This is a genomic window from Caballeronia sp. EK, from assembly GCF_014384845.1.
Lineage (GTDB): Bacteria > Pseudomonadota > Gammaproteobacteria > Burkholderiales > Burkholderiaceae > Caballeronia > Caballeronia jiangsuensis.
Genome location: NZ_JACSUE010000009.1, coordinates 24364 through 49771 on the forward strand (window position 1 = coordinate 24364; position 25408 = coordinate 49771).

A 25408-nucleotide genomic window follows, 5' to 3' on the forward strand; every position below is an offset into this window, starting at 1 on the left:
CAGGTAGAAACACATGTTCGTATTGCAACTCGCTCTGATCGGTTTGTGCATCGCGCTGCTGCCGCTTTCGTTTGTCTGGGTGAAGGCCGATGACAACAAGTTCAGGAAGCTCGTCTGGCTGACGACGTTCCTGACGCTCGATCTCATCATGTTCGGCGGCTTCACGCGCCTGACCGATTCCGGCCTCGGCTGCCCCGACTGGCCCGGCTGCTACGGTACGTCGTCGCCGTTCATTGCGCATGCGCAGATTTCGGCCGCGTATCAGGCGATGCCGACCGGCCCCGTCAGCATGGTGAAGGCGTGGATCGAGATGCTGCATCGTTACTTCGCGATGGCGATCGGCGTGCTGATCATCGCTCAGGTGATCATCGCTTGGACTGCGCGCATCAAGAAGCGTCCGCTGCATGTGTCGCCGTGGTGGCCCACCGGCATTCTGCTTCTCATCCTGCTGCAAGGCGCGTTCGGCGCGTGGACCGTCACGCTCAAGCTGCAACCGGTGATCGTCACGACGCACTTGCTGCTCGGCCTCGCGTTGCTCGGCGTGCTCGGCTGGCTCGCGGCACGCATGACGCCGATTCCGTCGCTCGATTCGGCCGCCGCGCGCTGGATGCCCGCCGCGGGGTTCGGGTTGCTGCTGCTCGTCGTGCAGATCGCGCTCGGCGGCTGGGTCAGCACGAACTATGCGGTGCTGGCGTGCACGGACTTCCCGCTGTGCAACGGCCAATGGGTCCCGCCGATGAACTTCGAGCACGGCTTTCACCTGTGGCGCGCCCTCGGCATGACCGGCGACGGCGACGTGATCTCGCAGGACGCGCTCGTCGCGATTCACTGGACGCATCGCACGTTCGCGGTGGTCGTCGTGCTGTATCTGCTCTGGCTAGCTTCGAGACTGCGACGTTTCGAATCTCTGCGAAAACCCGCAAACGGCGTATTGTTGCTGATCGTAGTCCAGTTCCTCACGGGCATGTCGAACATCGTGCTGCAATGGCCGTTGCCGGTCGCGGTGGCGCACAACGGCGGGGCCGCCATCCTGTTGCTGCTACTCGTTATGCTAAACTTTCGAATCTCTTCCAGCCGTCCCGGCCGCGCCGCAGTTCCCGCGCGCGACGTCGTTTCAGCGTGACTCCACATCATGGATAGCACGACACTACATTCCCCACTCGGCAGCCGCGCTTCGCAATATCTCGCGCTGACAAAGCCGCGCGTCACGCAACTCGCCGTGTTTTGCGCCGTCATCGGCATGTTCCTGTCCACGCCCGGCATGGTGCCGTGGGACAAGCTGATCGGCGGCGCCGTCGGTATCTGGTTGCTGGCCGGCGCGGCATTTGCAATCAACTGTCTCGTCGAGCAAAAAGTCGATGCGAAGATGCGCCGCACCGCATGGCGTCCCTCGGCACGCGGACAGATCACGTCGACGCAGATTCTGATCTTCTCTGCGGTGCTCGGCGGCATCGGCATGTGGACGCTCTACAGATTCACCAATCCGCTCACGATGTGGCTCACCATTGCCACGTTCGTCGGTTACGCGGTCATCTACACGCTGTTGCTCAAGCCTTATACGCCGCAGAACATCGTGATCGGCGGCGCGTCCGGCGCAATGCCGCCCGCGCTCGGCTGGGCCGCAGTGACGGGCACGGTGCCCGGCGACGCGTGGATTCTCGTGCTGATCATCTTCGTGTGGACGCCGCCGCATTTCTGGGCGCTCGCGCTGTATCGCCGCAAGGACTACGAGAACGCCGGCCTGCCGATGCTCCCGATCACGCACGGCGAAAAATACACGCTGCTCAACATTTTCCTTTACACGCTCGTGCTGTTCGCGGTCACGCTGATGCCCTATATCTCCGGCATGAGCGGCGTCGTTTATCTGGTGTGTGCGATTGCGCTCGGCGCGGGTTTCATCGGCTATGCGTGGAAGATGTATCGCGGCTATTCGGACATGCTCGCGCGCAAGACCTTCCGTTACTCGATCGTGTATCTGTCGCTGCTGTTCGGCGCGTTGCTCGTCGATCATTACGTGCGCACGGTGATCGGCGCATGATGGTCGTTCTTCGTCGTCTATTCGCGCTGGTCTTTTTCGCGGCGCTGCTTTCGGCGTGCGAGAAAGCGCCCGATTTCAAGAACCTCGATATCACCGGCAACAAGCAATTCGGCAGCGATTTCTCCTTGCCCGACACGCACGGCAAGACGCGCACGCTCGCCGACTTCAAGGGCAAGGCTGTCGTATTGTTCTTCGGCTATACGCATTGCCCGGACGTATGCCCGACGACGCTCGCCGAACTTTCCCAAGCGATGCAGCAACTCGGCGACAAATCGAAGGACGTGCAGGTGCTGATGGTCACCGTCGATCCGGCGCGCGACACGCCCGATCTGCTCGGCCAGTATGTGGCGGCGTTCAACTCGTCGTATGTCGGTTTGCGTCCGGCGAACGATGCGCAACTCGCACAGATCGCGAAGGACTTCCGCGTGTACTACGCGAAGTCGCAGGGCAAGACCCCCGACGATTACACGATGGATCACACCGCCGCGAGCTACGTGTTCGACAAGGATGGCAAGCTCCGTCTCTTCGCGCGCGACGGGCAAGGTGTCGAGCCGTGGGTTCACGACCTGAAGCTGTTGGTCGACTGATTGTGAAAGTGGCCCGCGCGGGCCACTTTTCATTTCAAGCGTCCGAAGATGGTTCGGGCAGATTCAAGCCGGGCGCAAGCCGCGTTGCCTTGAATTCGGTGATCTCATAATGCGCGAGTCCCTGCTGCGCGAATGGATCTTCCGCGATGATCGCATCGAGCCGATTGCGTTCGATGCCCGAGGCCAGAATGATGCCGCCGTCACGCGGCACCTTCGGCCCTGCGACGACGAAGACGCCCGCCGCGAAATAGCGTTCGAGATAAACGCGATGCGCGTCGAGGGCATCGTCGATTTCGGCGAGTGCGCCCGTATATCGCAGATTGATCACGTACATGACGATGTTTGCCTCCAGCGCGAGAGTTCGTGATGCTTTGTGGCGATTCTATCCGCCCACCGCCGAAGGTGATATTCACATGAGCATTCTGTATTTCACGTCGCACCGATGCTGTGCGAACATCCGTCACCCGGTTTGAATCGCTCGCCGGGGCGAATCAGGCAATCGCAGCAAGAACGCATCATCGAAACAGGAACACCATGCAGCGCAGAAATTTGCTCAAAGCCATTACCGCCGCCGCGGCGTCCGTCGCGTTGTTCACGAGCCTCGCCGCTCACGCAGATGACAAGGTGATCAAGGTCGGCACCATCAGCGGCCCCGACGCGCAGATCTGGCAAGTCGTGCAGAAGGTCGCAAAGCGCGAAGGACTCAACGTGAAGGTGATCGAGTTCAACGACTACATTCAGCCGAACGCAGCGCTCGACGCCGGCGATCTCGATGCGAACAGCTTTCAGCATCAGCCGTATCTCGACAGCCAGGTCAAGCAGCGTGGCTACAAGATCGTGAATGCGGGGCTGACGTATATCTCGCCGCTCGGCGTCTATTCGAAGAAGCTGAAGTCGCTGAAGGACTTGCCGCAGGGCGCGAAGGTCGCGGTGCCGAATGACCCGTCGAACGAGAATCGCGCGCTTCTGCTTTTGCAATCGCAAGGCGTGATCAAGTTGAAGGCGGGCGCCGGCACGAACGGCAACAACGCGACCGCGCTCGACGTGGCGGAGAATCCGAAGAAGGTCAAGCTCGTGGAACTCGATGCCGCGCAACTGCCGCGCACGCTCGCCGACGTCGATGCCGCCGCCATCAACACGAACTTCGCGCTTGCGGCAGGTCTGCAGCCGACGAAGGATGCGATCGTGCTCGAGGACGTGCATAGCCCGTACGCGAACCTGATTGCGGTGCGCGCGAAAGACAAGGACCAGCCGTGGGTGAAGAAGCTGGTCGCGGCGTATCAGTCCGACGACGTGCGCCAGTTCCTCAAGAGCGAGTTCAAAGGCTCGGTCGTGCCATCGTTCTAAAAGCGATCGCGCACGGATCTGCAACGGCGTCCCACGGGACGCCGTTTTTACTCGTGCAGCCCAGTTCAGTCGACGAAGACCGGCTGTAGTTCCCGTTGCCACACGATGCCCGTAGCGCCTTCCTGCACGGGCGTGAAACCCGTCCGCAGGAACAGTGCGCAAAGCTCTTCGTGCGGTTCATCCAGGCGGCAGATCACCTGATCGTAGCGAGCGCCGTGCGCGAAGTTCGTGCATGCCGCGACGAGCCGCTCACCGAGCCCGCGCCGCCGCGCGCCCGGCTCGACGAACAATAATTCGATGCGCGCCTGACGTTCGGACTCCGCACTAAGCAGAGCCGCACCCACGCGCATGGCGTTGCCTTGTTCGGCCACCCAGCAGGCGATGCGCGGCGTGCTCACCTGCATCTCGGAGAGAAAGCGCGCCACCGTCTTCGCCGCGCGCGCCTCACTGAAAAGCTTCGGCCGATCACCCGAATAGAGGTGAGCCTGACGCTCGATCATCCAGCCGAAGTCTCCGGCGCGCGGCACGCGCAGCCGGGTTTCTCCCTCGACGCACGCAGGCGAAAGCAGCCGCTCGACGTCCGCCATCGCATTGCATAGCTGATCGATCTCGGCGGTGGTCAGCCGTTTGAGCAGCGTGGCGGTTTCCGCCGACACATGCAGGTCGATCTCATCGACCCTGGCTTTCGCCTCGGGCGTGATGCGCAGCAAGTGCGCGCGGCCATCCAGCTCGTTCTTTCGGCGGACCACGAGGCCGAGCTTCTGAAAGTTGTTGATCAGCCTGCTGAGATAGCCCGTATCCAGCCCGAGGTTGCGCGACAAGTCGGCGGCCGTGGTGGCTCGCGCTTGCGCCAGTTCATGCAGGATTCGTACTTCGGTCAGGGAAAAGCTGCTTTTATGCAGCCGTTCGTGGAGGGCGCCGGTATGGCGCGCATAAAAGCGGTTGAAGCGGCGCACGGCGTCAACGGCACGGCTCGGATCAATACTGCCCATCGCGTCAGTCTCTCATCAATATTGTTGGAATTAGTTGTGAATCCGAACTAATACAAGCATTGTGCCAAAGAAAGAACGACCGTGCGAATACGAAAATGCCCGAAAAGCAGGTCATTTGACAATAAGGGACCAGTTAAGCAATTGGACTGCCGGTAGGGGTAAGTCCCGATGGAAGAAGTGTTTCCATCTGACGGGCTAAACAATTTTAACTCATTGATTTGTATGCGATTTATGCGGTAGTCCTGAGGCGGGGCTTTAGCGTTGACTGGTATTATGTTGGTTATATAATGGGCTCCACTTCAGCACGTGAGAGCGCTCGATGGAGCATCGCTGGGATGATTTGACGCCGGACGCGCAGAGCGATACGCCGCTTTATCTACAGTTGGCTTCTCGTCTCGCCAAGGCAATCCACGCTGGAAACTGGGCGGCCGGCGAGGCGCTGCCTTCGGAGCGCACGTTGTCCGAAGGCGTCGGTGTATCGCGGATCACGGCCAGAAAGGCCATCGCGCTGCTCGTCGAGCAAGGTTTGATCCGGCGCGTGCGCGGGGCGGGCAGCTTCATCACGCCGCGCGTCGAAGATCCGCTTTCCCGGCTCACCGGTTTCACCAGAAAGATGGAACAGCGCGGCTTCACGCCGGACTCGATCTGGCTCGATCGCGGACTGCGCGCAGCGAATCGTGACGAAACCGTGCGTCTGGGTCTGTCGCCGGGCGCGGCCGTTGCGAGCCTCAGGCGGCTGCGGCGCGCGGACGGCATCGTGATGGCGGTCGAGCATTCGACCTTGCCCGTCGCCGTGGTGCCGGACCCGCTCGCGATCGGCGCATCGCTGTATCGGTATCTGGAAGGGCGCAATTTGTCGGTGGTGCGCGCATTGCAGCATTTCCGCGCGGTGAATGCGGGCGCGGACATCGCGCGGCTGATGGGCGTCGCACCGCGCGCCGCGTTGCTCGTGATTACGCGCATCGGCTATTGCGCGGATCAGCGCGCGATCGAATTGACGGATACCTACTGTCGCGACGACTACTACGACTTCGTCGCGGAACTGCATCGATAAGCGTCGGCACAGACGCGCATGACCCGAAACGCTTCGAGAGAGCAAACAAGAGAACGAGAGGACCCAAGGAAGCCGTTCGCTTCTTTCGCGACGAAAGCCTGCTCGCAGCATGGCGTGGACGGCACTGAACCTCATTCATGCATCGCGTACTTCCAGAGAACTTCATGCTGAAAGGAAACATACTCACGACCGACGGCTGGATCCACGGCTCGGTCCGCTTCGAGAACGGCCGCGTGACGGCGCTCGAAGGCCATATCGCCGATCCGCTCGCCAACGACGCGCCATACATCCTGCCCGGCTTCATCGATCTGCACGTGCATGGCGGCGGCGGGCGCGACATCATGGAAGGCGGCGATGCGGCGGACACCGTCGCGCGCCAGCACGCGCAGCACGGCACGACGAGCCTGCTCGCCACCACGATGACCGCGCCGCGCGACGAACTCATGGAAGTCGTCGCGGGGCTCGGCGAACAGGCGAAACATCGCGCAGCGGGCGGCGCGCGCATGCTGGGCGTGCATCTGGAAGGGCCGTACATCAATCCGGGCAAGCTCGGCGCGCAGCCGGACGCCGCCGCCGTCGCGGTGCGCGACGAAGTGCTCAAATATCTCGAACTCGCGCCGATTCGCGTCGTCACGATCGCGCCGGAAATCTCGGGCCATCTCGACATCATTTCCGAAATGGCCGCGCGCGGCGTGCGCGTGCAGCTCGGCCATTCGCTCGGCACCTACGACGACGCCGTCAACGCGCTCAAGCACGGCGCGCGCGGTTTCACGCACCTGTTCAACGCGATGTCGCCGCTGCATCACCGCGATCCCGGCATGGTCGGCGCGGCGCTCGCGCATGCCGAGTACGCCGAGCTCATCCCCGATTTGCTGCACGTGCATCCGGGCGCCATCCGCGCCGCGATGCGCGCGATCCCGCGTCTCTATGTCGTGACCGACAGCACGTCGGCGGCCGGCATGCCCGACGGCGAATATCGTCTCGGCAGCCAGCACGTCACCAAGTGCATGGGCGGCGTGCGTCTCGCGGACGGCACGCTCGCCGGCAGCACCCTGACGATGGATCAGGCGCTGCGCAATCTCGTCTCGCTGGGCATTCCGCTCGCGGACGTCTCGAATCGCCTGTCGCGTTTCCCCGCCGACTATCTCGGACTCGAAGACCGCGGCCGCATCGCGCGCGGCGCCTGGGCCGATCTCGTCGTGCTCGACCGGGAACACGCGCTGACCGCCACGTATGTCGAAGGAGAATCAATTGTCGAATATGCTTAATGAGGCGCTGGAGTCCGCCGATGTCGTCGCGGCCCAGCTCGCCGATACCTCGCGCATCGAAGAGCTCGCGGTCAAGCTCGCCGAGCAGCCGCGCCATGTCGCGCTGACGGTCGCGCGCGGCAGTTCCGACCACGCCGCCAGTTATTTCGCAAGCCTGACGATGAGTCGCATCGGCGTGCCGGTCGCATCGCTGCCGATGTCGGTCGCCACGCTCCAGCAGGCGCCGTTGCGTGTCTCCGGACAACTCGCCGTCGCGTTCTCGCAATCGGGCAAGAGCCCCGATCTCGTCGGCACGATGCAGGCGCTGCGCGACGCGGGCGCGTTCACCGTCGCGGCGGTCAACGTCACCGGTTCGCCGCTCGAAAGCGCGTGCGAATATTTCCTGCCGCTGCTCGCCGGTCCCGAGCTTTCGGTCGCCGCGACCAAGAGCTATATCGCGATGCTGTCGCTGTCGGCCATCGTCATCGCGCATGTTCAGCGGGACGTCGAATTGCTCAACGCGCTGAAATCGCTGCCGGACGCGCTGCGCGCCGCGGGCAAGCTCGACTGGACGCGCGCCGTCAGCGAGCTTGCGAACGTCGATCGCATGATCGTGATCGGCCGTGGCCTCGGCCTCGCGATCGCGCAGGAAGCCGCGCTCAAGCTGAAGGAAACCTCGGGCATCCAGGCCGAAGCGTTCTCCAGCGCGGAAGTGCGCCACGGTCCGATGGAAATCATCGACCGCGACTATCCGCTGCTCGTGTTCGCGCCGCGCGGGCCGGAGCAGGCGGGTCTCATCCAGCTTGCCGCCGATATGCGCGCTCGCGGCGCGCGCGTGCTGCTCGCCGCGCCGGAGGATGTCGCCGAAGCGGAACTGCCGCTCGTCGCGACCGATCACCCGGCGCTCGATCCGATCGCCGCGATCCTTTCGTTCTATGTAATGGCCGCGGGTCTGGCCGCCGCGCGCGGGCGCAATCCCGACGCGCCGCGCCACCTGAACAAGGTCACCGAAACCCATTGAGTGAGATAGCCGATGCGCCGTGCCGAGGAGTCACTGTTGAACCATTCCATCGATAACCCGAACGACGTCGTGCTGCTCGCGCCGTTCACCGGTCCCGTCGTGCCGCTCGCCGATGTGCCGGACCCCGTGTTCGCCGAGGGCATGTTCGGCGACGGCATCGGCATCGATCCGCTCGATAACGTGCTCGTCTCACCCTGCGACGGCACGATCACGCATCTCGCGCGCACGCATCACGCGGTGACGCTGCGCACCAGGGAGGGCGCGGAGATTCTCGTGCATATCGGCATCGACACGGTCGAGCTGAGCGGCAAGGGCTTCACGCCGAAAGTCGGGCAGGGCGCGACGGTGCGCGCGGGCGATCCGCTCATCGAGTTCGATGCGGACTTCGTCGCGCAACACGCGCCGAGCCTCGTCTCGGTGATCGCGGTCGCGAACGGCGATGCCTTCGACGTCATCGATCGCGCCGGCCGCGGCGTGCTCAAGGCCGGCTCGCGCATGCTGGTGTTGCGCGCGAAACAAGGCGAGAAAGCCGAGACGGCGCGCACGGGCGTCAACGTGCTGGAAGAGGCGCGTCGTAGCCTGACGCTGGCGCATGCGGGCGGTCTGCATGCGCGTCCGGCGGCGCGGGCGCGCGAAGCGGCGCGCGGTTTCGACGCGAAGGTCGAAGTGCGCTACGAAGGCAGAAAGGCGCCCGTGGAAAGCGTGGTCGGGCTGCTCGGGCTCGGTGCGGGCGAGGGCGCGACGATCGAACTGGTGGCTATCGGCGGGCAGGCGCAACAGGCGATCGAAGCCGTCGCCGCCGAATTGCTGCGCGCGGCGCTAGGCGAAGTCGAAGAGACGCCCGCGCGCGCGAAGTCGCCCGCGCCGGTCGCGAAGCCGGCCGGATCGGGCGAGCCGCTGCCGCCCAATACGCTCGCCGGCGTATGCGCGGCGCCGGGCATCGCGGTCGGCAAGCTCGTGCGCTGGGACGACCAGGAAATCGTGCCGCCCGAACAGCCGAGCGGTTCATCGGCGACGGAAAGCCGCGCGCTGGACAAAGCCATCGCTCAGGTCGATGCCGAACTCGGCGAAACCGTGCGCACCGCGTCGCAGCGCGGGGCCGTCGGCGAAGCGGGCATTTTCGCGGTGCATCGCGTGCTGCTCGAAGATCCGACGCTCCTCGATGCCGCACGCGATCTGATCAGCCTCGGCAAGAGCGCGGGCTTCGCGTGGCGCGAGGCGATCCGCGCGCAGATCGCGCTGCTCTCGAACGTGCAGGACGACCTGCTCGCCGAGCGCGCCGCCGATCTGCGGGATATCGAAAAGCGCGTGCTGCGCGCGCTCGGTCTGAGCAACACGGCGGCGCGCGAGCTGCCCGAAGAGACCGTCCTCGCGGCCACGGAATTCACGCCGTCCGATCTGTCCTCGATCGACCGCACGCGCGTCACCGCGCTCGTGATGGCGCGCGGCGGCGCAACCTCGCACGCGGCGATCATCGCGCGGCAGATCGGCATTCCGGCGCTCGTCGCCATCGGCGATGCGCTGCACGCGATTCCCGAAGGCACGCAAGTGGTCGTGGATGCATCGGCGGGACGCGTCGAGCATGCGCCGACCGCGCTCGACGTCGAACGCGCGCGCAACGAACGCGAACGTCTCGCGGGCGTGCGCGAGGCGAATCGCAAGCTCTCGCAACAAACCGCATCGACGAAGGATGGCCGTCATATCGAAGTCGCCGCGAATATCGCGACGCTCGACGACGCGAAAGCCGCCGTCGAAAACGGCGCGGATGCGGTCGGCCTGTTGCGCACCGAACTGCTGTTCATCCATCGCCAGTCGGCGCCGACGGTCGCGGAGCATGCGGAAAGCTATCAGGGCATCGTCGATGCGCTGCAGGGCCGCACCGCGATCATCCGCACGCTCGATGTCGGCGCGGACAAGGAAGTCGACTATCTGACGCTGCCGCCCGAAGAAAACCCGGCGCTCGGTCTGCGCGGCATCCGCCTCGCGCAAGTGCGCCCCGATCTGCTCGACGATCAGTTGCGCGGCCTGCTCGCCGTCAAGCCGCTGGGCACGGTGCGCATCCTTCTGCCGATGGTGACGGATGCAGGCGAACTGCAGCGCCTGCGTGCGCGCATCGACGAACTGGCGCGCGAAGCCGGCCTCACCGAGCCGGTCGAAGTGGGCGTGATGATCGAAGTGCCGTCGGCGGCGTTGCTCGCGGATCAACTCGCGAAGTACGCGGATTTCCTCTCGATCGGCACCAACGATCTCACGCAGTACACGCTCGCGATGGACCGTTGCCAGCCCGATCTCGCCGCGCAGTCCGACGGCCTGCATCCCGCCGTGCTGCGCCTCATCAAGGCGGCGGTGCAGGGCGCGGAAAAGCACGGCAAATGGGTCGGCGTGTGCGGCGCGCTCGGCGGCGATCCGGTCGCGGCGCCTTTGCTCGTCGGTCTCGGCGTGACCGAATTGTCGGTCGATCCGGGTTCCGTGCCCGGCATCAAGGCGCGCGTGCGCAATCTCGATTACCAACTGTGCCGTCAGCGCGCCGAGGACTGCCTCGCGCTCGAATCGGCGCAGGCAGTAAGAGCGGCAAGCCGCGAAATCTGGCCGCAGGACTAGTTCGCGGATGTCTTTTCAGCAATCCCCGAAGCAGTAACGACAAGACCTATATTTTTGGAGAACCCGATGGACGCCAACCCGTTTGCAAAGATGCAGCGACTAGGTCGCGCGCTGATGCTGCCAATCGCCGTATTACCGGTGGCCGGCCTGCTTCTGCGTCTCGGCCAGCCCGACGTCTTCAACATCAAGATGATCGCCGACGCCGGCGATGCGATCTTCACCAATCTGCCGCTGCTGTTCGCGATCGGCGTGGCGGTGGGCTTCGCGAAGGACAACAACGGCACGGCGGGTCTCGCCGGCGCGATCGGCTATCTCATCGAAGTGGCCGTGATGAAGGACATCAACGACAAGCTCAACATGGGCGTGCTGTCGGGGATCATCGCCGGTATGGTGGCGGGTTACATGTACAACCGGTACAAGGACATCAAGCTGCCCGAGTATCTGGCGTTCTTCGGCGGCAAGCGCTTCGTGCCGATCGTCACAGGCGTCGCGTGTCTGATACTCGGCATCGTGCTGGGCTACATATGGCAGCCGGTGCAGGCGGCCATCGACACGGCGGGCAACTGGCTGACGACGGCCGGCGCGCTCGGCACCTTCGTGTTCGGCGTGCTGAACCGGATCCTGCTCGTGACGGGCCTTCACCACATCATCAACTCGCTCGCGTGGTTCGTGTTCGGCTCGTTCACGCCTCCGGGCGGCGGCGCGGTGGTGCACGGCGACCTGCATCGCTTCTTCGCGGGCGATCCGACCGCGGGCGGCTTCATGACCGGCTTCTTCCCGATCATGATGTTCGGCCTTCCGGCCGCGTGTCTCGCGATGTTCCATGAAGCACCGAAGGACCGCCGCGCGGTCGTCGGCGGCCTGCTGTTCTCGATGGCGCTGACCGCGTTCCTGACGGGCGTGACCGAGCCGATCGAGTACAGCTTCATGTTCCTCGCGCCGGTTCTCTACGCGATCCACGCGGTGCTGACGGGCCTGTCGCTCGCGATCTGCTCGGCGCTCGGCATCCATCTGGGCTTCACGTTCTCGGCGGGCGCGATCGACTACGTGCTGAACTACGGCCTGTCGCAGCGCGGCTGGCTGGCGCTCGTGATCGGTGTCGTCTACTTCGTCATCTACTACGGTCTGTTCCGCTTCTTCATCCGCAAGTTCAACATGGCGACGCCGGGCCGCGAGCCGGCCACGACCGATGCACAAACCGATGTCGATACCACGGTCGCTGGCGGCCTGATTCCGCCGGTTCCTGGCGCGGCGGTGGCGGCGTCGAACACGCGCGCCGCAAGGTACATTGCGGCGCTCGGCGGCGCGTCCAACCTGACGCTCGTCGATGCCTGCACGACGCGTCTGCGTCTGTCGGTGGTGGATACGGAGAAGGTGTCGGAACCGCAGTTGAAGACCGTCGGCGCGCGTGGCGTGCTCAAGCGCGGCGCGACCAACGTGCAGGTGATCATCGGACCGGAAGCGGACCTGATCGCCGATGAAATCCGCAGCGAACTCGAGCATTCGTCGACGCGCGGCGCGACGCCCGCTTCATCGACGCCGGCGCAACCGGCGGCAGCGGCGGCGAGCGTCGACCAGACGCCCGGCCCGCTCGATCCGGACCCGTTCCGCTGGCTCGCGGTGTTCGGCGGCGCGACCAATGTCGCATCGCTCGACGCGGTTGCGCAGACGCGCCTGCGCGTGGTCGTGCGCGATCCGTCGTCGGTGGATCGTCAGCGTCTGTCGTCGCTGGATGTCGCGTGGGTGTCGGCCGATACGTTCCACATCGTCGTGGGCGCGGCGGCCCAACGTTATGCGACGCAACTGTCCGCACGCCTGTCGGGCAGTGGCGGCGGCGCGGCGCCGATGCCTGCCTGATGCGGTAATCGATGGTTGAAAGAAAACGGCACCTTCGGGTGCCGTTTTCTTTTCCAGCGCAGGGCAAAAGAAAAAGCCCGCTGTCTTATGGACGGCGGGCTTTTCAATGTTTGCTACGACACAGTCAGGCGTTACGCGAACTCGTGCAGCGCCGAGCGCATCTTCTTCATTGCGCTCGCCTCGATCTGGCGAATGCGTTCCGCCGATACACCGAACTCGTCGGCCAGTTCATGCAGCGTCTTGCCGCCCGATCCGTCGTCCTGCACGTCGAGCCAGCGCGCCTTGATGATGCGGCGGCTGCGCTCATCCAGCGATTCGAGCGCTTCGGCAAGGCCGTCGCTCTGCAGCTTGTCGAACTGGCGCGCGGCAATCACGTTCGTCGGCTCGTTGTGCGAGTCCGCCAGATAGGCGATGGGCGCGAACGCTTCCTCGCCGTCATCGACCTGGCCTTCGAGCGCAATATCGCCGCCCGACAAGCGGGTTTCCATTTCCGCGACTTCCTCGCGCTTCACATTCAGCTCGCTCGCGAGACCTTCGATCTCGTCCGGCGTAAACGCCGAGTGGCTGGTCTTGTGACTGCGCAGGTTGAAGAACAGCTTGCGCTGCGCCTTGGTCGTCGCGACCTTCACCATGCGCCAGTTGCGCAGGATGTACTCGTGGATCTCGGCCTTGATCCAGTGCATGGCGTACGAAACCAGGCGCACGTTTTGCTCGGGGTCGAAGCGCTTCACGGCCTTCATCAGACCGATGTTGCCTTCCTGGATCAGGTCCGCGTGCGGCAGGCCGTAACCGAGATAGTTACGGGCGATCGACACGACGAGCCGCAGGTGCGAAAGCACGAGCTGGCGCGCGGCGTTCAGGTTGCCCTGCTCGCGGAACTCGGTGGCGTACTGACGTTCCTCCGCCTGCGGGAGCATCGGAATACGGTTCACTGCTTGTATGTAGGAATCGATGTTGCCGATCTGGCCGGTCAGCATCGACGACTGTGCGTACGTCAGCGCGCCTGCCGAAGATGCCTTGGCAGGTGCCGAGTTCACGACATTCGGAAGGGTCATCGCATTGGTCACGCTCATAAGCTCCTTATCAACAATTCACTCGCCGCTTAACAACAGCGACAGGTCAGACACGATATTAGCACTCCGGTTCATCGAGTGCTAAGTGTTAGAGCGGAGGGGAATGTGGGAGTTCCCACAAAAACTATCGAATTAGCAAGGTCAATAGGACAGACCGTTGCATGATAAGCGGAAGAAAGTACCGGTGATGAAGCTGCTTTCGAATCCGTTACCGCTTTTGTGCGCTGCGGCGAAAGAAAATTCAACAAACGGAGACGGTGGTTGCGATTCCTGCAAATTCTGAAAAACGTCTCTAGAATCGCGAGACAACGCTCTTAATGAAACACGCCCGTCATCGGAGTAATTGGGGTGCTCATGCATAAAAACAAGAGTTCGTGGCAACGTCCGCTTTCCCGCGTGGCGGTTCTTGCCGCATTCGGCCTTGCGTCGGCGGCAGCTCACGCCGATCGTTTCGGCCTTCAGATCGCCGGCGGCGTCGCCGATCGCGACATCAAGAAAGCCGACCTCGGCGTGGCCTGGGATCCGGGCCTCAACTGGTGGGAGATCGGCGGATTCCACTTCACGCTCATCGGCGAAGGGCACGTGTCCTACTGGCACACGACCGAGGATAACGCAGTCCACCCGAACATCTGGGAGGTCGGCATTACGCCGGTGGTGCGCTTCGTGAAGAGCTCCGGCTACTTCCGGCCGTTCATCGAGGCGGGCGTCGGCGTGCGGCTGCTCTCACATACGCGCATCACGGAGAATTTCTCGGTGGGCTCGGCGTTCCAGTTCGCGGACATGGTGGGCGTCGGCATGATCTTCGGCGCGCAGCAGAACTATCAGGCGGGCTTTCGTTTCCAGCATCTGTCGAACGGCGGTATCAAAGAGCCGAATCCTGGTATAAATTTCAGCCAGCTATATCTGCAATACAACTTCTGACGAGGCGCCGGCGCATCGGTTCCTCGACGCAAGAGGACTCGACAGATGCCGGCAAAAACCATTGAGGCGATCCGCGGCCTCGAGCGTGACCGTTTCCGTGCGATGGTCGAGGGCGACGGCCCGGCGCTGGACGCGCTGCTGGCCGAGAACGTCAGCTACGTCCACACGAACGGCAAGCGGGAGACGAAGCGCCAGTTCATCGACGCGATCACCGCAGGCCGCCGCCGCTATCGTCAGATCGAGATCCAGTCGCAGGACGTGCTGCCCGCCGGCCGCGACACGTGCCTCGTATCGGGCCGCGCGCTGATCGAGATGGAGTCGAAGAACGGCGCGCTTCTGTTTCCGATCGCCTATACCGCCGTTCACGTGCAGACCGAGGGCCAATGGCAGCTGCTCGCACTGCAGGCGACGCGCGTGGCGCTCGAATAGCCACGCGCGCGGTTTGTCAGGCTTCGACGGCTTCGTCCTGCCGCACGTCCTCCACGACGCGCCCGGAACGGTTCACCGCGCTCACGACCGCATCGGCGACAGCGAGCGCCGGATTCGCATGCACCGCGACGCCGAAGCACGTCTGGCCGTCGCCGACGCGGCAGCCGACGAACGCCGCCGTATCGCCGCCCGCCGTCACGGCGGTTTCGAACCAGTTCACGTTTGCGTCCACGCCGAGCGCTGCGGCGACCGTCTGCGCGTAAACGTCGCCGCTCGTCGTGCCGGCTGGCGGCGTCACCGCGACGCGCTTCCCGAATACCGACAGCGTCGACACGTCGACGCGCGAAACCGGCCCGCCCGCGTCGAAATACTCGCGCTTGAAGAGTTCGCAGATTGCGTCGCCGCCGATTTCCGCGCCGGATGCATCGGTGATCCGTTGCACGGCGTGGCTGAACTCGATCTGCACGCGGCGCGGCGGCGTGAAGCCTAAGCCGCGTTCCAGCAGGAAAGTGGAGCCGCCCTTGCCGGACTGGCTGTTCACGCGGATCACGGCATCGTAGCTGCGGCCGAGATCGGCCGGATCGATCGGCAAATAGGGCACTTCCCACACCGTGCCCGGCACGCGCTGCGCGAAGCCCTTGCGAATCGCGTCCTGATGCGAACCCGAAAACGCGGTGAACACGAGGTCGCCGGCATACGGATGACGCGGATGCACCGGAATCTGGTTGCAGCGCTCGACAACGCGGCGCACGGCGTCGATATCGGAGAAATCGAGCCCCGGATCGATGCCTTGCGTATAGAGATTCATCGCGAGCGTGACGAGATCGACATTGCCGGTGCGCTCGCCATTGCCAAAGAGACAGCCTTCGATGCGGTCCGCGCCCGCGAGCACCGCCATTTCCGCCGCGGCCACCGCCGTCCCGCGATCGTTATGCGGATGCACCGAGAGCACGATGCTGTCGCGATAGCCCATGTTGCGGTCCATCCACTCGACCTGATCGGCGAACACGTTGGGCATCGCGGCTTCGACCGTCGCGGGCAGGTTCACGATCATCTTGTGATCGGGCGTCGGACGCCACATTTGCGCGACGGCGTCGCAGACTTCCCGCGCGAACGAGAGCTCCGTCATGCTGAAAGTCTCGGGCGAGTACTGATAGGTCCAGTGCGTTTCCGGCCGTGCCGCCGCACATTCCTTGATGAGGCGCGTGCCTTCGACGGCGAGCGCCTTCACTTCTTCCTTCGACTGATTGAACACGATCTTGCGGAACGACGGCGCGATCGCGTTATAGAGGTGCACGATCACCTTGCTCGCGCCCGCGACCGCTTCGAACGTGCGCTCGATCAGTTCGCGCCGCGACTGCACGAGCACTTCGATGGTCACGTCGTCCGGGATGCGCTTTTCGTCGATCAACTTGCGCACGAAGTCGAAATCGGTCTGCGATGCCGACGGGAACCCCACCTCGATTTCCTTGAACCCGATTTTCACCAGCATCTCGAAGAACTCGAGCTTCGCGGCGATGCTCATCGGCTCGATGAGCGACTGGTTGCCGTCGCGCAGATCGGTGCTCATCCAGATGGGCGCCTTTTCGATCGTGCGGTTCGGCCAGCGGCGGCCATTCAGACGGACTTGCGGAAACGGGCGGTATTTCTCGGCGGGGTTCGGCATCATGATCGTCGATCTCTCTTCGGACGGTTTGCGTAGCGCCTGCGAGAGAGGCCGTGTCCGGCGGCTGGCCGGGCGTGGCGGGATGCACGTGAGGCGGTGCGGCGCGCGCGTGTCGCGGAATCACCAGCGATGGTGACGCCTGTGACCAACGTGAACGTGCGCGGAGCAACGTGCATTTGACCCTCGCGTTTCCGTTTCGCGGGATGCGCGAACGAAAAGCTGACGACTACAGGTGGTAAGAAAAGGAACTACAGAGACTGCTGGCAGGACCGGGCGCCTTGCGACGCGCGGCGCTACGTCTGGCGACTTACGCTAGACGTAGCGATAGGGGCCGCGCTAGGCGGCCCGGGATAATTCGGAGAGAGGAAGGCTGGGTGAAGCTCATGCGATCGACTTTAAACCAGCGTTGAATACCGTGTCAAATGGGATTTGCCTGATCGACGACAGGTTTGCGCACCACATCGACGATCACTTCGACCTGGCGCACGACTGCGGGCGGCACCGGCACGTCGCCGCGCAGCACGCATTCGATCCATCGCGCGGTGGTCGCGGCGTCGAGCGTTTCGGGCAGTTCGATGGGCGGCGCGTGCGGCTGCGAGTGCTCGGGCGAGATCAGCGTATCGACGTGGCCGTCGTGGAACCAGTCGACCTGCACCTGGCGGCGCGTGTCCGCGACGGCTTCGCCTTCGGTGCCGCGCGCGAGCAGTGCGCCGCCCGCCGCCGCATCGGGATGCTCGGTGAAGAGTCCCGTGAGACTCTCGCGATACTCCGGATGCGTATAGTTGACGAGCCTCAGGCCCGGATCGGCGAAAGGCTGAAGGATCTTCACGAGCGTGTGCGTCGAATTGCGCACGCCCATGCGGCGTCTGAGCGCCAGGAGCCGGGCGAGCTTCGGCGCGAGCACGGCGATCGGCGCGAATGCGAGTCGGCGCGATGCGAGGCTGTCTTCGATTTCATCGTGCGAAGCCGCGTGCGCGATACCCAGTTCGGCGAAAATCGCGGCGCTCGTCACGCGGCCAGGATCGTCGGTGACGCCGTGCACCAGCACCGGCACGCCTTCGCGCGCAAGCAAAAGCGATAGGAGCGGCACGAGATTCGGCGTCTTGCGCGCGCCGTTGTAGCTCGGAATCGACACGGGGCGCGCGTGTTCGCGGCCATCCTGAACATGCAGCGGCTCGAACGAGCGATGCGCGGCGGAAAGCATGGCGGCGAGCTCGGCGGAGGTCTCGCCCTTGACGCGGTAGGCAAGCAGCACCGCGCCCAGTTCGAGTTCGGAGACGCGATCTTCGAGGATCGCTTCGTAGAGCGCGTAGGTGTCCTCGTGCGAGAGGGCGCGCGCGCCGTTCGGCCCGCGGCCGATTTCCTTGATATAGCGCGCGCAGGCGAAAGTGGGGGGAGCGGAGTCGGTCATCGGATAGTTGTGGCGGATCGGGTGCTCAATTCCGTACTGTGAGCGATGCCGTCGCGCGTTTTAAGGTGCAGGAAGCTTATTGAGTACCGTATTTGACGAGCGCTGGCAAGCTGCACCGAGCGAGCGTTTCGCCCGTATTTCCTCCGATGCTTACGAATAACGCCGCGCCCGCCGACCCGGCGATGGCTCGCCGAAAGCTCGCAAAGCCGCGCCCGACAAGCTTCGCCACGATTTGCGCGCGCACGTTACACTCCCTTTTCTCGCCGGCCGTCCGCGCTGGCGCATTCGTCCATGAATCTGCACATCAAAACAGCAACAGGAGAGCGGGATGAGTTACGTGTTTCCTCCGGCGCCGGCCGCAGCGGTGCCCGTCGATGGTTCGAATGAGCAGTTTCCGGTGCGCCGCATCTACTGCGTCGGCCGCAACTACGAAGCCCACGCGCGCGAAATGGGCCACGATCCGGATCGCGAGCCGCCATTTTTCTTCAGCAAGCCCGCGGATGCCGTGCTGTACGTCGCGCCGGGTTCGACGGGCGAATTCCCGTATCCGTCGCAGACGAAGAATCTGCACTTCGAAATGGAGCTCGTGGCCGCGATCGGCAAGCAGGGCAAGGACATTCCCGCCGATAAAGGGCTCGATTACATCTACGGCTACGCGCTCGGCCTCGACATGACGCGCCGCGACCTGCAAGCCGAAGCGAAGAAGCTCGGCCGTCCGTGGGACACGGCGAAAGGCTTCGACCGCTCGGCGCCGATCGGCCCGATTCATCCGGTGTCGAAGGTCGGGCATCTGGAAAAGAGCGCGATCTGGCTGACCGTCAATGGCGAGGAAAAGCAGCGTTCGGACATCTCGCAACTGATCTGGTCGGTGGGTGAAACCGTCGCGTATCTGTCGACGCTCTTCGAGCTCTTTCCCGGCGATCTCATTTTCACCGGCACGCCTGAAGGCGTCGGCGCGGTCGTGAAGGGCGATCTGCTGAAGGGCGGCGTCGACGGCATCGGTGAATTTTCGGTGCGCGTCGTATGAAGCTTTACAGCTATTTCCGCAGCTCGGCGGCGTATCGCGTGCGCATCGCGCTGAATCTGAAGGGGCTCGATTACGACTACGTCGGCGTGCATTTGCTGCGCGATGGCGGGCAGCAGCTCAAGCCCGAATATCGCGCGGTGAATCCGGACGGCATCGTGCCCGCTCTCGTCGATGGCGACGACGTGTTCACGCAGTCCCTCGCGATCATCGAATATCTCGAGGAAACGCATCCCGAGCCCGCGCTTCTGCCGAAAAGCCCGTCCGAGCGCGCGTTCGTGCGTTCCGTCGCGATGCAGGTCGCGTGTGAAATCCATCCGCTCGACAACCTGCGCGTGCTGAAGTACCTGAAGCATCAGGTCAAGGTGCCGGACGAAGCGAAGGACGCGTGGTACCGGCATTGGGTCGAGATCGGCTTCGAGTCGCTCGAAAAGCGGCTCGCCGCCGACAAACGCGTCGGCGCGCTGACTTTCGGCGACACGCCGACCGTCGCCGATCTGTGCATCGTGCCGCAGGTATTCAACGCGCGGCGCTTCGGCATCGACGTGAGTCCGTATCCGACGATCGCGCGCATCGCGGATCACGCCTGCACGATCGACGCCTTCGCACGGGCCGCTCCGGCGCAGCAGCCGGACGCCGAATGACGGTGGCGGATTCTGCCGGAGCGCTGTCGGGTTATCTGTCGGGTGCGGGGCTAGGAGCGAGCCTGATCGTCGCGATCGGGGCGCAGAATGCGTTCGTGTTGCGGCAGGGGTTGAAGCGCCGTCACGTGGGCATCGTCGTGTCGATCTGCGCGTTCATCGACGTGCTGTTGATCGCGCTCGGCGTCGGCGGAATGGGCGCGCTCATCGCGCGTGCGCCTGTTCTGCTCGACGTGATTCGCTGGGCAGGCGCGATCTTCGTGTTTCTGTATGGCGTGCGCGCTTTTCTCGCGGCGTGGCGCGGACCGGGGCATCTGAACGCATCGGACGACGATTCGCAGACGGCGTTCGGCGCGGCGTCCACCGTGCTCGCGCTGTCGCTGCTCAATCCGCATGTCTATTTGGACACCGTGGTGTTGCTCGGCGGCATCGGCGCGCAGCGTGGTTGGCCGGGCAATGCGTGGTTCGCGGCGGGCGCGATGTGCGCGTCGGTCATCTGGTTCACGGCGCTCGGCTACGGGGCGCGTCTTTTGGAGCCGTGGTTCGAGAAGGACGTATCGTGGCGCGTGCTCGATGTGATCGTCGGCTGCGTGATGTGGTGGATCGCGGCTTCGCTGATATTCGCGCGATAAAAAAGGGCGTCCAACTGGACGCCCTTTCCAGGTTCAGCCGAGCAGCGCGTCCGCGAACTCTTCGGCGCTGAACGGCTGCAAATCCTCGACTTTCTCGCCCACGCCGATGAAGTACACCGGAACGGGCCGCTGACGCGCGATCGCGGCGAGAATACCGCCTTTCGCAGTGCCGTCGAGCTTGGTGACAACGAGGCCGGTCAGACCCAGCGCATCGTCGAATGCCTTCACCTGCGCGAGCGCATTCTGGCCCGTGTTCGCGTCGATCACGAGCAGGACTTCGTGCGGCGCGTCGGGCATCGCTTTGGCGATCACGCGGCGCACCTTGCGCAGTTCTTCCATCAGATGCAGTTGCGTCGGCAGGCGGCCGGCGGTGTCGGCCATCATCACGTCGATCTTGCGTGCACGCGCCGCGCCGACTGCGTCGTAGATCACGGCGGCGGCGTCGCCGCTTTCCTGCGCGATCACCATCACGTTATTGCGCTCGCCCCAGACCGTCAGTTGCTCGCGCGCGGCGGCGCGGAACGTATCGCCAGCGGCGAGCAGCACCGACTGGTTGAAGCGCTGCAGATGCTTCGCGAGTTTCCCGATGCTGGTCGTCTTGCCGACGCCATTCACGCCCGCGATCATCATCACGAGAGGTTGCGCGCGTCCGAGCATCAACGATTTTTCGAGCGGGCGCAGCAGATCGACGAGCAATTCGCGCAGCGCGGCCTTCACTTGCGATGCGTCGGTCAGACGCTCCGCGCGCACTTTTTCACGCAGCGATTCGAGCAGGAATTCGGTTGCATCGACGCCGGCATCGGACATCAGCAGCGCGGTTTCGAGTTCTTCGTACAGGTCTTCGTCGATCTTCGCGCTGACGAAAATCCCGGTCAGATTGGAGCTCGTCTTGGAGAGACCGTGACGCAGACGCGAGATCCACGATTTTTTCGCGGCCGGATCGGCCTCGGGCGGCGGCACGATTTCCTCGTTCGCCTGATCCGTTTCCGGACCGCGCGCCCATTGCGACTGGGTGCGGCCTTGCCAGTATTCCTTCGATTCTTCCGTCCGAGGCTCGACGGGCGGTGTGTGCACAACGGGAGCAGCGGGTTTCGGGGGCGCTTCGGGCTGCACTTCTTCCGACGGCGTATCGACGACGCCAAGCGCCTGCCGTTCGAGCTCGGCGTCGGAGATTTCTTCGTCCTCGGCGGCCTCGACGGATTCGTCCTGAGGAGCGTCGGGCGGCGCGTCAGCCGGCTTTTTGAATTTCTTGAAGAAGCTGAACATGGATTTTGACGATGATGCGCGCGTGAACCGATGGCCTCTTGCGCGCGTTCGAGTCGCTCCGCGCGAGGCCCGCGCGATGGGATAGTAGCCGCATATTTTATCAGGCGCCGCCGTCCGCGCCCGTGCGGCTCCCGGCATGGCGTGCGCGTGTGGTAACGTTGGCTTTCAATGCCCGAGCCGGCTGATCTTCAGGCAAAAATGCCCGGCGCGCTCTACTCCAACAATCCGTTTATGCCCCGCACGTCCGCTACCCGATCCACCTTGCCGAGCCATACGCCATCGCGCGGAGGCAAACCGCACACGATCCGCATCATCGGCGGAGAGTGGAAACGCACGCCGCTGCCCGTGCTCGATCTCGATGGACTCAGGCCCACGCCGGATCGCGTGCGCGAGACGCTCTTCAACTGGCTCGGACAGGATCTGAGCGGTCAGCGTTGTCTCGACATGTTCGCGGGCAGCGGCGCGCTCGGTTTCGAGGCGGCGTCGCGCGGCGCGGCGCGTGTGGTGATGGTCGAAAGAAGCGGAAAGGCAGCGGCGCAGATCAGGGCGAATCAGACGAAGCTCGGCGCGCGCAACATCGAGGTTGCGGAAGCGGATGCGCTGAGGCTCGTCGCGAGCCTCGCGCGCGGCTCGTTCGACGTGATCTTTCTGGACCCGCCGTTCGGCGATCAGGCGTTGCTTCTGCGCGCGCTGGAACTGACGGCGCCGCTCGTCGCGCCCGACGGAGCGATTTACGTCGAATGCGGCGATGCGCTGGACCTGACAGGCATGGATGCGCTCGCCGGCTGGGCAGTCGTGCGTGAAGGCAAGGCGGGCGCGGTCCGCTATCATTTGCTGCGTCGCGAAAATGAGGAATAATGCGCGTTCCCGATTTTGGTACAGCCAATCTCGCGGGGAATGAGGGAGAGTTGGTCGTCGCAGCCACGCGGCCCAATGTAAATAGAAGAGGAGAAGCTCATGGTTGTCGCCGTGTATCCGGGTACGTTCGACCCGCTCACTCGTGGGCATGAAGACATCGTCCGGCGCGCATCGAGCATTTTTGATCAGCTCGTCGTGGGCGTCGCGCACAGCCAGGCAAAGAAGCCGTTTTTCTCGCTGCAGGAGCGGCTGGATATCGCGCACGACGTGCTCGGGCATTATCCGAACGTACAGGTGAGCAGTTTCACCGGGCTACTGAAGGATTTCGTCCGCAAGAACAACGCGCGGGTGATCGTGCGCGGACTGCGCGCCGTGTCCGATTTCGAATACGAGTTCCAGATGGCCGGGATGAATCGCTATCTGCTGCCCGACGTCGAGACCATGTTCATGACGCCATCGGACCAATATCAGTTCATCTCCGGCACCATCGTGCGCGAGATCGCGCAGCTCGGCGGCGACGTGAGCAAGTTCGTGTTCCCGTCGGTGGAAAAGCGGCTGATCGACAAAGTCGGTATTCTGTCGCAGAAGGATCCCGCGGCGCCCTGAGCGCCGGGCCCGTGCGCTTCGTCGTTATTGAACGTCGCGCGCGGGCGTCATGCCGGACTCGAAACCGGCGCAAGAGAGTGAAGCATGTCTTTGATCATTACCGACGAGTGCATCAACTGCGACGTTTGCGAGCCCGAGTGCCCGAACGACGCCATTTCGATGGGTCCCGACATCTACGTGATCGACCCGAACAAATGCACGGAATGCGTCGGCCATTTCGACGAACCGCAGTGCCAGCAGGTGTGCCCCGTGGAATGCATTCCGCGCGACCCGGCGCACGTCGAGACGCCTGAGCAGTTGATGACCAAGTACCACGCGCTGATGGCGGCGAAGGGCCAGTAAGCCCTTCGCGTTTTATCCAATCAGCCCGGTCAGGGCGGCGACGAGCGCATCGCATTCGGCGGGCGTGCCGATCGAGATGCGCAGATGCTGATCGATGCGCGGCAACTTGAAGTGACGCACGAAAATCTCTTTCGCCTTGAGCGCGGCGGCGAGTGCCGCGGCATCGTGTGCGGGATGCTTCGCGAACACGAAGTTGGCGGCGGACGGCACCACGTCGAAGCCGAGCGTCTGCAGTTGCGCGGTCAGTTTCTCGCGGCTCGCGATGACCTTCGCGCAGCCTTCTTCGAACCACGCCTGATCCTCGTACGATGCGAGCGCCGCCACCTGCGCGAGGCGATCGAGCGGATACGAGTTGAAGCTGTCCTTCACGCGCGTGAGCGCTTCGATCAGCGCCGGATCGCCGAACGCGAAGCCTACGCGCATACCCGCCAGCGAACGTGCCTTCGAAGTCGTCTGCACGACGAGCAGGTTCGGATACGCATCGATCAGATTCACGGCCGATTCCGCGCCGAAATCGACATACGCTTCATCGATGATCACAGGCGCGTCCGGATTCGCTTTCAGCAGGACTTCGATTTCCGAAAGCGGCAGCGCGCGACCCGTCGGCGCATTCGGATTCGGTAGCAGCACTCCGCCGCTGGGCGCACGGTAATCATCGACATCGATTGCGAAATCCGCATTCAAAGGCACGGTCTCGTAGGCGACGCCGTAAAGCTGCGCGTAGACCGGATAAAAGCTGTAGGTGATGTCGGGGAAAGAAATCGGCTTGTCGTGCTTCAGCAGCGCCTGGAACGCGTGCGCGAGCACTTCGTCGGAACCGTTGCCGGCGAACACCTGCTCGATACGCAACCCATGATGCTTCGCAACCGTTTCGCGCAACGCGCGCGCGGTCGGATCGGGATATTTGCGCAGCGACGCGCCATCCTCGCCGAGCTCGCGCCGAATCGCTTCGACGACACGCGGCGACGGCGGGTACGGGTTCTCGTTCGTGTTGAGCTTGACGGGATGTGCCAGCGCGGGTTGCTCGCCCGGCACATAAGGCGTCAGACGATGGACGATATCGCTCCAGAAACGGCTCAAGGTCGGCTCCAAATCAAGAGTTGCGGTGCAGGTTCATCATCGCACGCTCGGTTTCGCCTGCGACGACAAAGGGCATCACGGCGAGCGCGCGCTCGATGGACTGATCGATCACATCCTGTTCCTCGCGGCGCGGCGGCTTGAGCACGAAGTTCGCGACATCGGGCTTCGCACCCGCGCGCGCGCCTTCGGGAATGAGATCGCGCGGATGTCCGATGCCGATGCGCAACCGCCAGTATTGCTGCGAAGAAAGGTGCGCGGAAATATCCTTCAGTCCGTTATGTCCGCCGCTGCCGCCGCCGAGTTTCATCTTGACGGTGCCGGGCGGCAGATCGAGTTCGTCGTGCGCGACGAGAATCTCGTCGGGCAGAATCTTGAAAAACTGCGCGAGCGCGACCACCGATTGTCCCGAGCGGTTCATGAACGTCTGCGGTTCGAGCAGATGCACTTCGTGGCCGTGCAGACGCCCCTTGCCGTAGAAACCGTGAAAGCGGCGCTCGTCGCGCAGCGTCGCGCCGGCGTCGCGCGCGAACTGGTCGACGAACCAGAAGCCCGCGTTATGCCGCGTCGCGGTGTATTCGGCGCCCGGATTGCCCAGGCCGACGATCAGCTTGATCATGTCGAGTCATGTAGAACGAAAAAAAACCCGCCGGGGCTTGCGCGCCGGCGGGTCACGTCGACCGTTCTTGCGAACGGATCGAGAGGATAGCGGTATTCC

The 25408-nt window shown here is 63.8% G+C and carries 25 protein-coding genes; 17 read left to right on the plus strand and 8 right to left on the minus strand.

The genetic code is table 11. The features are described from left to right. Positions 1–13: 13 nt before the first annotated feature. From IAG25_RS26025 to IAG25_RS26035, 3 genes are read left to right on the plus strand one after another with little or no spacing between them, the layout of a single operon-like run. Positions 14–1123: a COX15/CtaA family protein gene (locus IAG25_RS26025; protein WP_187607411.1), complete on the plus strand. Its 1110-nt coding sequence runs from the start codon at positions 14–16 to the stop codon at positions 1121–1123. Between the two features lie 9 nt (positions 1124–1132). Then, complete coding sequence (cyoE, locus tag IAG25_RS26030) at positions 1133–2038, plus strand: heme o synthase (RefSeq protein WP_187607412.1); 906 nt, start codon at positions 1133–1135, stop codon at positions 2036–2038. Beyond that, the gene (locus tag IAG25_RS26035) at positions 2035–2625 is read left to right on the plus strand and encodes an SCO family protein (RefSeq protein WP_187607413.1); all 591 of its coding nucleotides are present in this window, start codon (positions 2035–2037) and stop codon (positions 2623–2625) included. The genes cyoE and IAG25_RS26035 overlap by 4 nt, the downstream gene beginning before the upstream one ends. Positions 2626–2659: 34 nt before the next feature. On the opposite strand, the gene IAG25_RS26040 is transcribed toward IAG25_RS26035, so the two are convergent. Next, positions 2660–2959, minus strand: a complete 300-nt coding sequence (locus IAG25_RS26040) for a YciI family protein (RefSeq protein WP_187607414.1) — start codon at positions 2957–2959, stop codon at positions 2660–2662. A gap of 200 nt (positions 2960–3159) precedes the next feature. Here IAG25_RS26040 and IAG25_RS26045 point away from each other — a divergent pair, with 200 nt between their 5' ends. Continuing rightward, positions 3160–3972: a MetQ/NlpA family ABC transporter substrate-binding protein gene (locus tag IAG25_RS26045; protein WP_187607415.1), complete on the plus strand. Its 813-nt coding sequence runs from the start codon at positions 3160–3162 to the stop codon at positions 3970–3972. Between the two features lie 65 nt (positions 3973–4037). On the opposite strand, the gene IAG25_RS26050 is transcribed toward IAG25_RS26045, so the two are convergent. Then, a complete protein-coding gene (locus IAG25_RS26050) occupies positions 4038–4928 on the minus strand; it encodes a bifunctional helix-turn-helix transcriptional regulator/GNAT family N-acetyltransferase (RefSeq protein WP_309243966.1) in 891 nt (296 codons plus the stop codon). Between the two features lie 355 nt (positions 4929–5283). Between IAG25_RS26050 and IAG25_RS26055 the strand changes: the two genes are divergently transcribed. From IAG25_RS26055 to nagE, 5 genes are all read left to right on the plus strand, one after another. Beyond that, on the plus strand, positions 5284–6018 hold the full coding sequence (locus IAG25_RS26055) for a GntR family transcriptional regulator (protein ID WP_187607417.1): 735 nt from the start codon (positions 5284–5286) through the stop codon (positions 6016–6018). Between the two features lie 164 nt (positions 6019–6182). Then, positions 6183–7286 carry an N-acetylglucosamine-6-phosphate deacetylase gene (gene nagA, locus IAG25_RS26060; RefSeq protein WP_035497562.1) on the plus strand — a complete coding sequence of 368 codons (1104 nt, stop codon included), beginning with the start codon at positions 6183–6185 and terminating at the stop codon, positions 7284–7286. After that, positions 7279–8286, plus strand: coding sequence for an SIS domain-containing protein (locus IAG25_RS26065; RefSeq protein ID WP_187607612.1), 1008 nt, complete (start codon positions 7279–7281; stop codon positions 8284–8286). The genes nagA and IAG25_RS26065 overlap by 8 nt, the downstream gene beginning before the upstream one ends. A 12-nt stretch (positions 8287–8298) precedes the next feature. Further along, positions 8299–10887: a phosphoenolpyruvate--protein phosphotransferase gene (gene ptsP, locus IAG25_RS26070; protein ID WP_187607418.1), complete on the plus strand. Its 2589-nt coding sequence runs from the start codon at positions 8299–8301 to the stop codon at positions 10885–10887. A 66-nt stretch (positions 10888–10953) separates the two neighbouring features. Next, positions 10954–12744, plus strand: a complete 1791-nt coding sequence (gene nagE, locus IAG25_RS26075; protein WP_187607419.1) for an N-acetylglucosamine-specific PTS transporter subunit IIBC — start codon at positions 10954–10956, stop codon at positions 12742–12744. A 131-nt stretch (positions 12745–12875) separates the two neighbouring features. Here the strand turns inward: nagE and rpoH are convergent, their stop codons facing one another. Next, positions 12876–13811, minus strand: coding sequence for an RNA polymerase sigma factor RpoH (gene rpoH, locus IAG25_RS26080; protein WP_187607613.1), 936 nt, complete (start codon positions 13809–13811; stop codon positions 12876–12878). Between the two features lie 360 nt (positions 13812–14171). Between rpoH and IAG25_RS26085 the strand changes: the two genes are divergently transcribed. Both IAG25_RS26085 and IAG25_RS26090 read left to right on the plus strand, forming a co-directional pair. After that, positions 14172–14738: an acyloxyacyl hydrolase gene (locus IAG25_RS26085; protein WP_187607420.1), complete on the plus strand. Its 567-nt coding sequence runs from the start codon at positions 14172–14174 to the stop codon at positions 14736–14738. A 45-nt stretch (positions 14739–14783) separates the two neighbouring features. Then, complete coding sequence (locus tag IAG25_RS26090) at positions 14784–15167, plus strand: nuclear transport factor 2 family protein (RefSeq protein ID WP_008351729.1); 384 nt, start codon at positions 14784–14786, stop codon at positions 15165–15167. A 16-nt stretch (positions 15168–15183) separates the two neighbouring features. Here IAG25_RS26090 and leuA read toward each other — a convergent pair whose 3' ends face one another. Then, the gene (leuA, locus tag IAG25_RS26095) at positions 15184–16836 is read right to left on the minus strand and encodes a 2-isopropylmalate synthase (protein WP_187607421.1); all 1653 of its coding nucleotides are present in this window, start codon (positions 16834–16836) and stop codon (positions 15184–15186) included. Positions 16837–17251: 415 nt separating this feature from the next. Beyond that, complete coding sequence (ybiB, locus tag IAG25_RS26100; RefSeq protein ID WP_187607422.1) at positions 17252–18244, minus strand: DNA-binding protein YbiB; 993 nt, start codon at positions 18242–18244, stop codon at positions 17252–17254. A gap of 328 nt (positions 18245–18572) precedes the next feature. Between ybiB and IAG25_RS26105 the strand changes: the two genes are divergently transcribed. The 3 genes from IAG25_RS26105 to IAG25_RS26115 are packed head-to-tail and all read left to right on the plus strand — an operon-like array spanning position 18573 to position 20541. Then, the gene (locus tag IAG25_RS26105; protein WP_187607423.1) at positions 18573–19271 is read left to right on the plus strand and encodes a fumarylacetoacetate hydrolase family protein; all 699 of its coding nucleotides are present in this window, start codon (positions 18573–18575) and stop codon (positions 19269–19271) included. Then, entirely contained in the window at positions 19268–19912 is a 645-nt protein-coding gene (gene maiA / locus IAG25_RS26110) for a maleylacetoacetate isomerase (protein WP_187607424.1), read from the plus strand. The genes IAG25_RS26105 and maiA overlap by 4 nt, the downstream gene beginning before the upstream one ends. Next, on the plus strand, positions 19909–20541 hold the full coding sequence (locus IAG25_RS26115; protein ID WP_187607425.1) for a LysE/ArgO family amino acid transporter: 633 nt from the start codon (positions 19909–19911) through the stop codon (positions 20539–20541). The genes maiA and IAG25_RS26115 overlap by 4 nt, the downstream gene beginning before the upstream one ends. Before the next feature lie 33 nt (positions 20542–20574). Here the strand turns inward: IAG25_RS26115 and ftsY are convergent, their stop codons facing one another. Beyond that, on the minus strand, positions 20575–21807 hold the full coding sequence (gene ftsY, locus IAG25_RS26120) for a signal recognition particle-docking protein FtsY (protein ID WP_187607426.1): 1233 nt from the start codon (positions 21805–21807) through the stop codon (positions 20575–20577). Between the two features lie 231 nt (positions 21808–22038). On the opposite strand from ftsY, the gene rsmD reads away from it, so the two are divergent. The 3 genes from rsmD to IAG25_RS26135 all read left to right on the plus strand — a co-directional run bounded on the left by rsmD (position 22039) and on the right by IAG25_RS26135 (position 23613). After that, a complete protein-coding gene (rsmD, locus tag IAG25_RS26125; RefSeq protein ID WP_187607614.1) occupies positions 22039–22665 on the plus strand; it encodes a 16S rRNA (guanine(966)-N(2))-methyltransferase RsmD in 627 nt (208 codons plus the stop codon). 99 nt (positions 22666–22764) lie between these two features. After that, on the plus strand, positions 22765–23271 hold the full coding sequence (gene coaD / locus IAG25_RS26130) for a pantetheine-phosphate adenylyltransferase (RefSeq protein ID WP_035497575.1): 507 nt from the start codon (positions 22765–22767) through the stop codon (positions 23269–23271). An 84-nt stretch (positions 23272–23355) separates the two neighbouring features. Continuing rightward, complete coding sequence (locus IAG25_RS26135; RefSeq protein ID WP_035497576.1) at positions 23356–23613, plus strand: YfhL family 4Fe-4S dicluster ferredoxin; 258 nt, start codon at positions 23356–23358, stop codon at positions 23611–23613. A gap of 12 nt (positions 23614–23625) precedes the next feature. Here the strand turns inward: IAG25_RS26135 and hisC are convergent, their stop codons facing one another. Next, on the minus strand, positions 23626–24693 hold the full coding sequence (gene hisC / locus IAG25_RS26140; RefSeq protein WP_187607427.1) for a histidinol-phosphate transaminase: 1068 nt from the start codon (positions 24691–24693) through the stop codon (positions 23626–23628). A gap of 13 nt (positions 24694–24706) precedes the next feature. Next, the gene (gene pth, locus IAG25_RS26145; RefSeq protein WP_035497577.1) at positions 24707–25309 is read right to left on the minus strand and encodes an aminoacyl-tRNA hydrolase; all 603 of its coding nucleotides are present in this window, start codon (positions 25307–25309) and stop codon (positions 24707–24709) included. Positions 25310–25408 lie beyond the last annotated feature (99 nt).

Coding starts and splice junctions, on each gene's coding strand:
- IAG25_RS26035 (WP_187607413.1), top strand. CDS start 2,035: ATGATGGTCGTTCTTCGTCGTCTATTCGCGCTGGTCTTTTTCGCGGCG.
- cyoE (WP_187607412.1), top strand. CDS start 1,133: ATGGATAGCACGACACTACATTCCCCACTCGGCAGCCGCGCTTCGCAA.
- IAG25_RS26045 (WP_187607415.1), top strand. CDS start 3,160: ATGCAGCGCAGAAATTTGCTCAAAGCCATTACCGCCGCCGCGGCGTCC.
- IAG25_RS26040 (WP_187607414.1), bottom strand. CDS start 2,959: ATGTACGTGATCAATCTGCGATATACGGGCGCACTCGCCGAAATCGAC.
- pth (WP_035497577.1), bottom strand. CDS start 25,309: ATGATCAAGCTGATCGTCGGCCTGGGCAATCCGGGCGCCGAATACACC.
- ptsP (WP_187607418.1), top strand. CDS start 8,299: ATGCGCCGTGCCGAGGAGTCACTGTTGAACCATTCCATCGATAACCCG.
- ybiB (WP_187607422.1), bottom strand. CDS start 18,244: ATGACCGACTCCGCTCCCCCCACTTTCGCCTGCGCGCGCTATATCAAG.
- nagA (WP_035497562.1), top strand. CDS start 6,183: ATGCTGAAAGGAAACATACTCACGACCGACGGCTGGATCCACGGCTCG.
- nagE (WP_187607419.1), top strand. CDS start 10,954: ATGGACGCCAACCCGTTTGCAAAGATGCAGCGACTAGGTCGCGCGCTG.
- IAG25_RS26090 (WP_008351729.1), top strand. CDS start 14,784: ATGCCGGCAAAAACCATTGAGGCGATCCGCGGCCTCGAGCGTGACCGT.
- IAG25_RS26115 (WP_187607425.1), top strand. CDS start 19,909: ATGACGGTGGCGGATTCTGCCGGAGCGCTGTCGGGTTATCTGTCGGGT.
- ftsY (WP_187607426.1), bottom strand. CDS start 21,807: ATGTTCAGCTTCTTCAAGAAATTCAAAAAGCCGGCTGACGCGCCGCCC.
- IAG25_RS26085 (WP_187607420.1), top strand. CDS start 14,172: ATGCATAAAAACAAGAGTTCGTGGCAACGTCCGCTTTCCCGCGTGGCG.
- IAG25_RS26135 (WP_035497576.1), top strand. CDS start 23,356: ATGTCTTTGATCATTACCGACGAGTGCATCAACTGCGACGTTTGCGAG.
- maiA (WP_187607424.1), top strand. CDS start 19,268: ATGAAGCTTTACAGCTATTTCCGCAGCTCGGCGGCGTATCGCGTGCGC.
- leuA (WP_187607421.1), bottom strand. CDS start 16,836: ATGATGCCGAACCCCGCCGAGAAATACCGCCCGTTTCCGCAAGTCCGT.
- rsmD (WP_187607614.1), top strand. CDS start 22,039: ATGCCCCGCACGTCCGCTACCCGATCCACCTTGCCGAGCCATACGCCA.
- IAG25_RS26025 (WP_187607411.1), top strand. CDS start 14: ATGTTCGTATTGCAACTCGCTCTGATCGGTTTGTGCATCGCGCTGCTG.
- coaD (WP_035497575.1), top strand. CDS start 22,765: ATGGTTGTCGCCGTGTATCCGGGTACGTTCGACCCGCTCACTCGTGGG.
- IAG25_RS26105 (WP_187607423.1), top strand. CDS start 18,573: ATGAGTTACGTGTTTCCTCCGGCGCCGGCCGCAGCGGTGCCCGTCGAT.
- IAG25_RS26065 (WP_187607612.1), top strand. CDS start 7,279: ATGCTTAATGAGGCGCTGGAGTCCGCCGATGTCGTCGCGGCCCAGCTC.
- IAG25_RS26055 (WP_187607417.1), top strand. CDS start 5,284: ATGGAGCATCGCTGGGATGATTTGACGCCGGACGCGCAGAGCGATACG.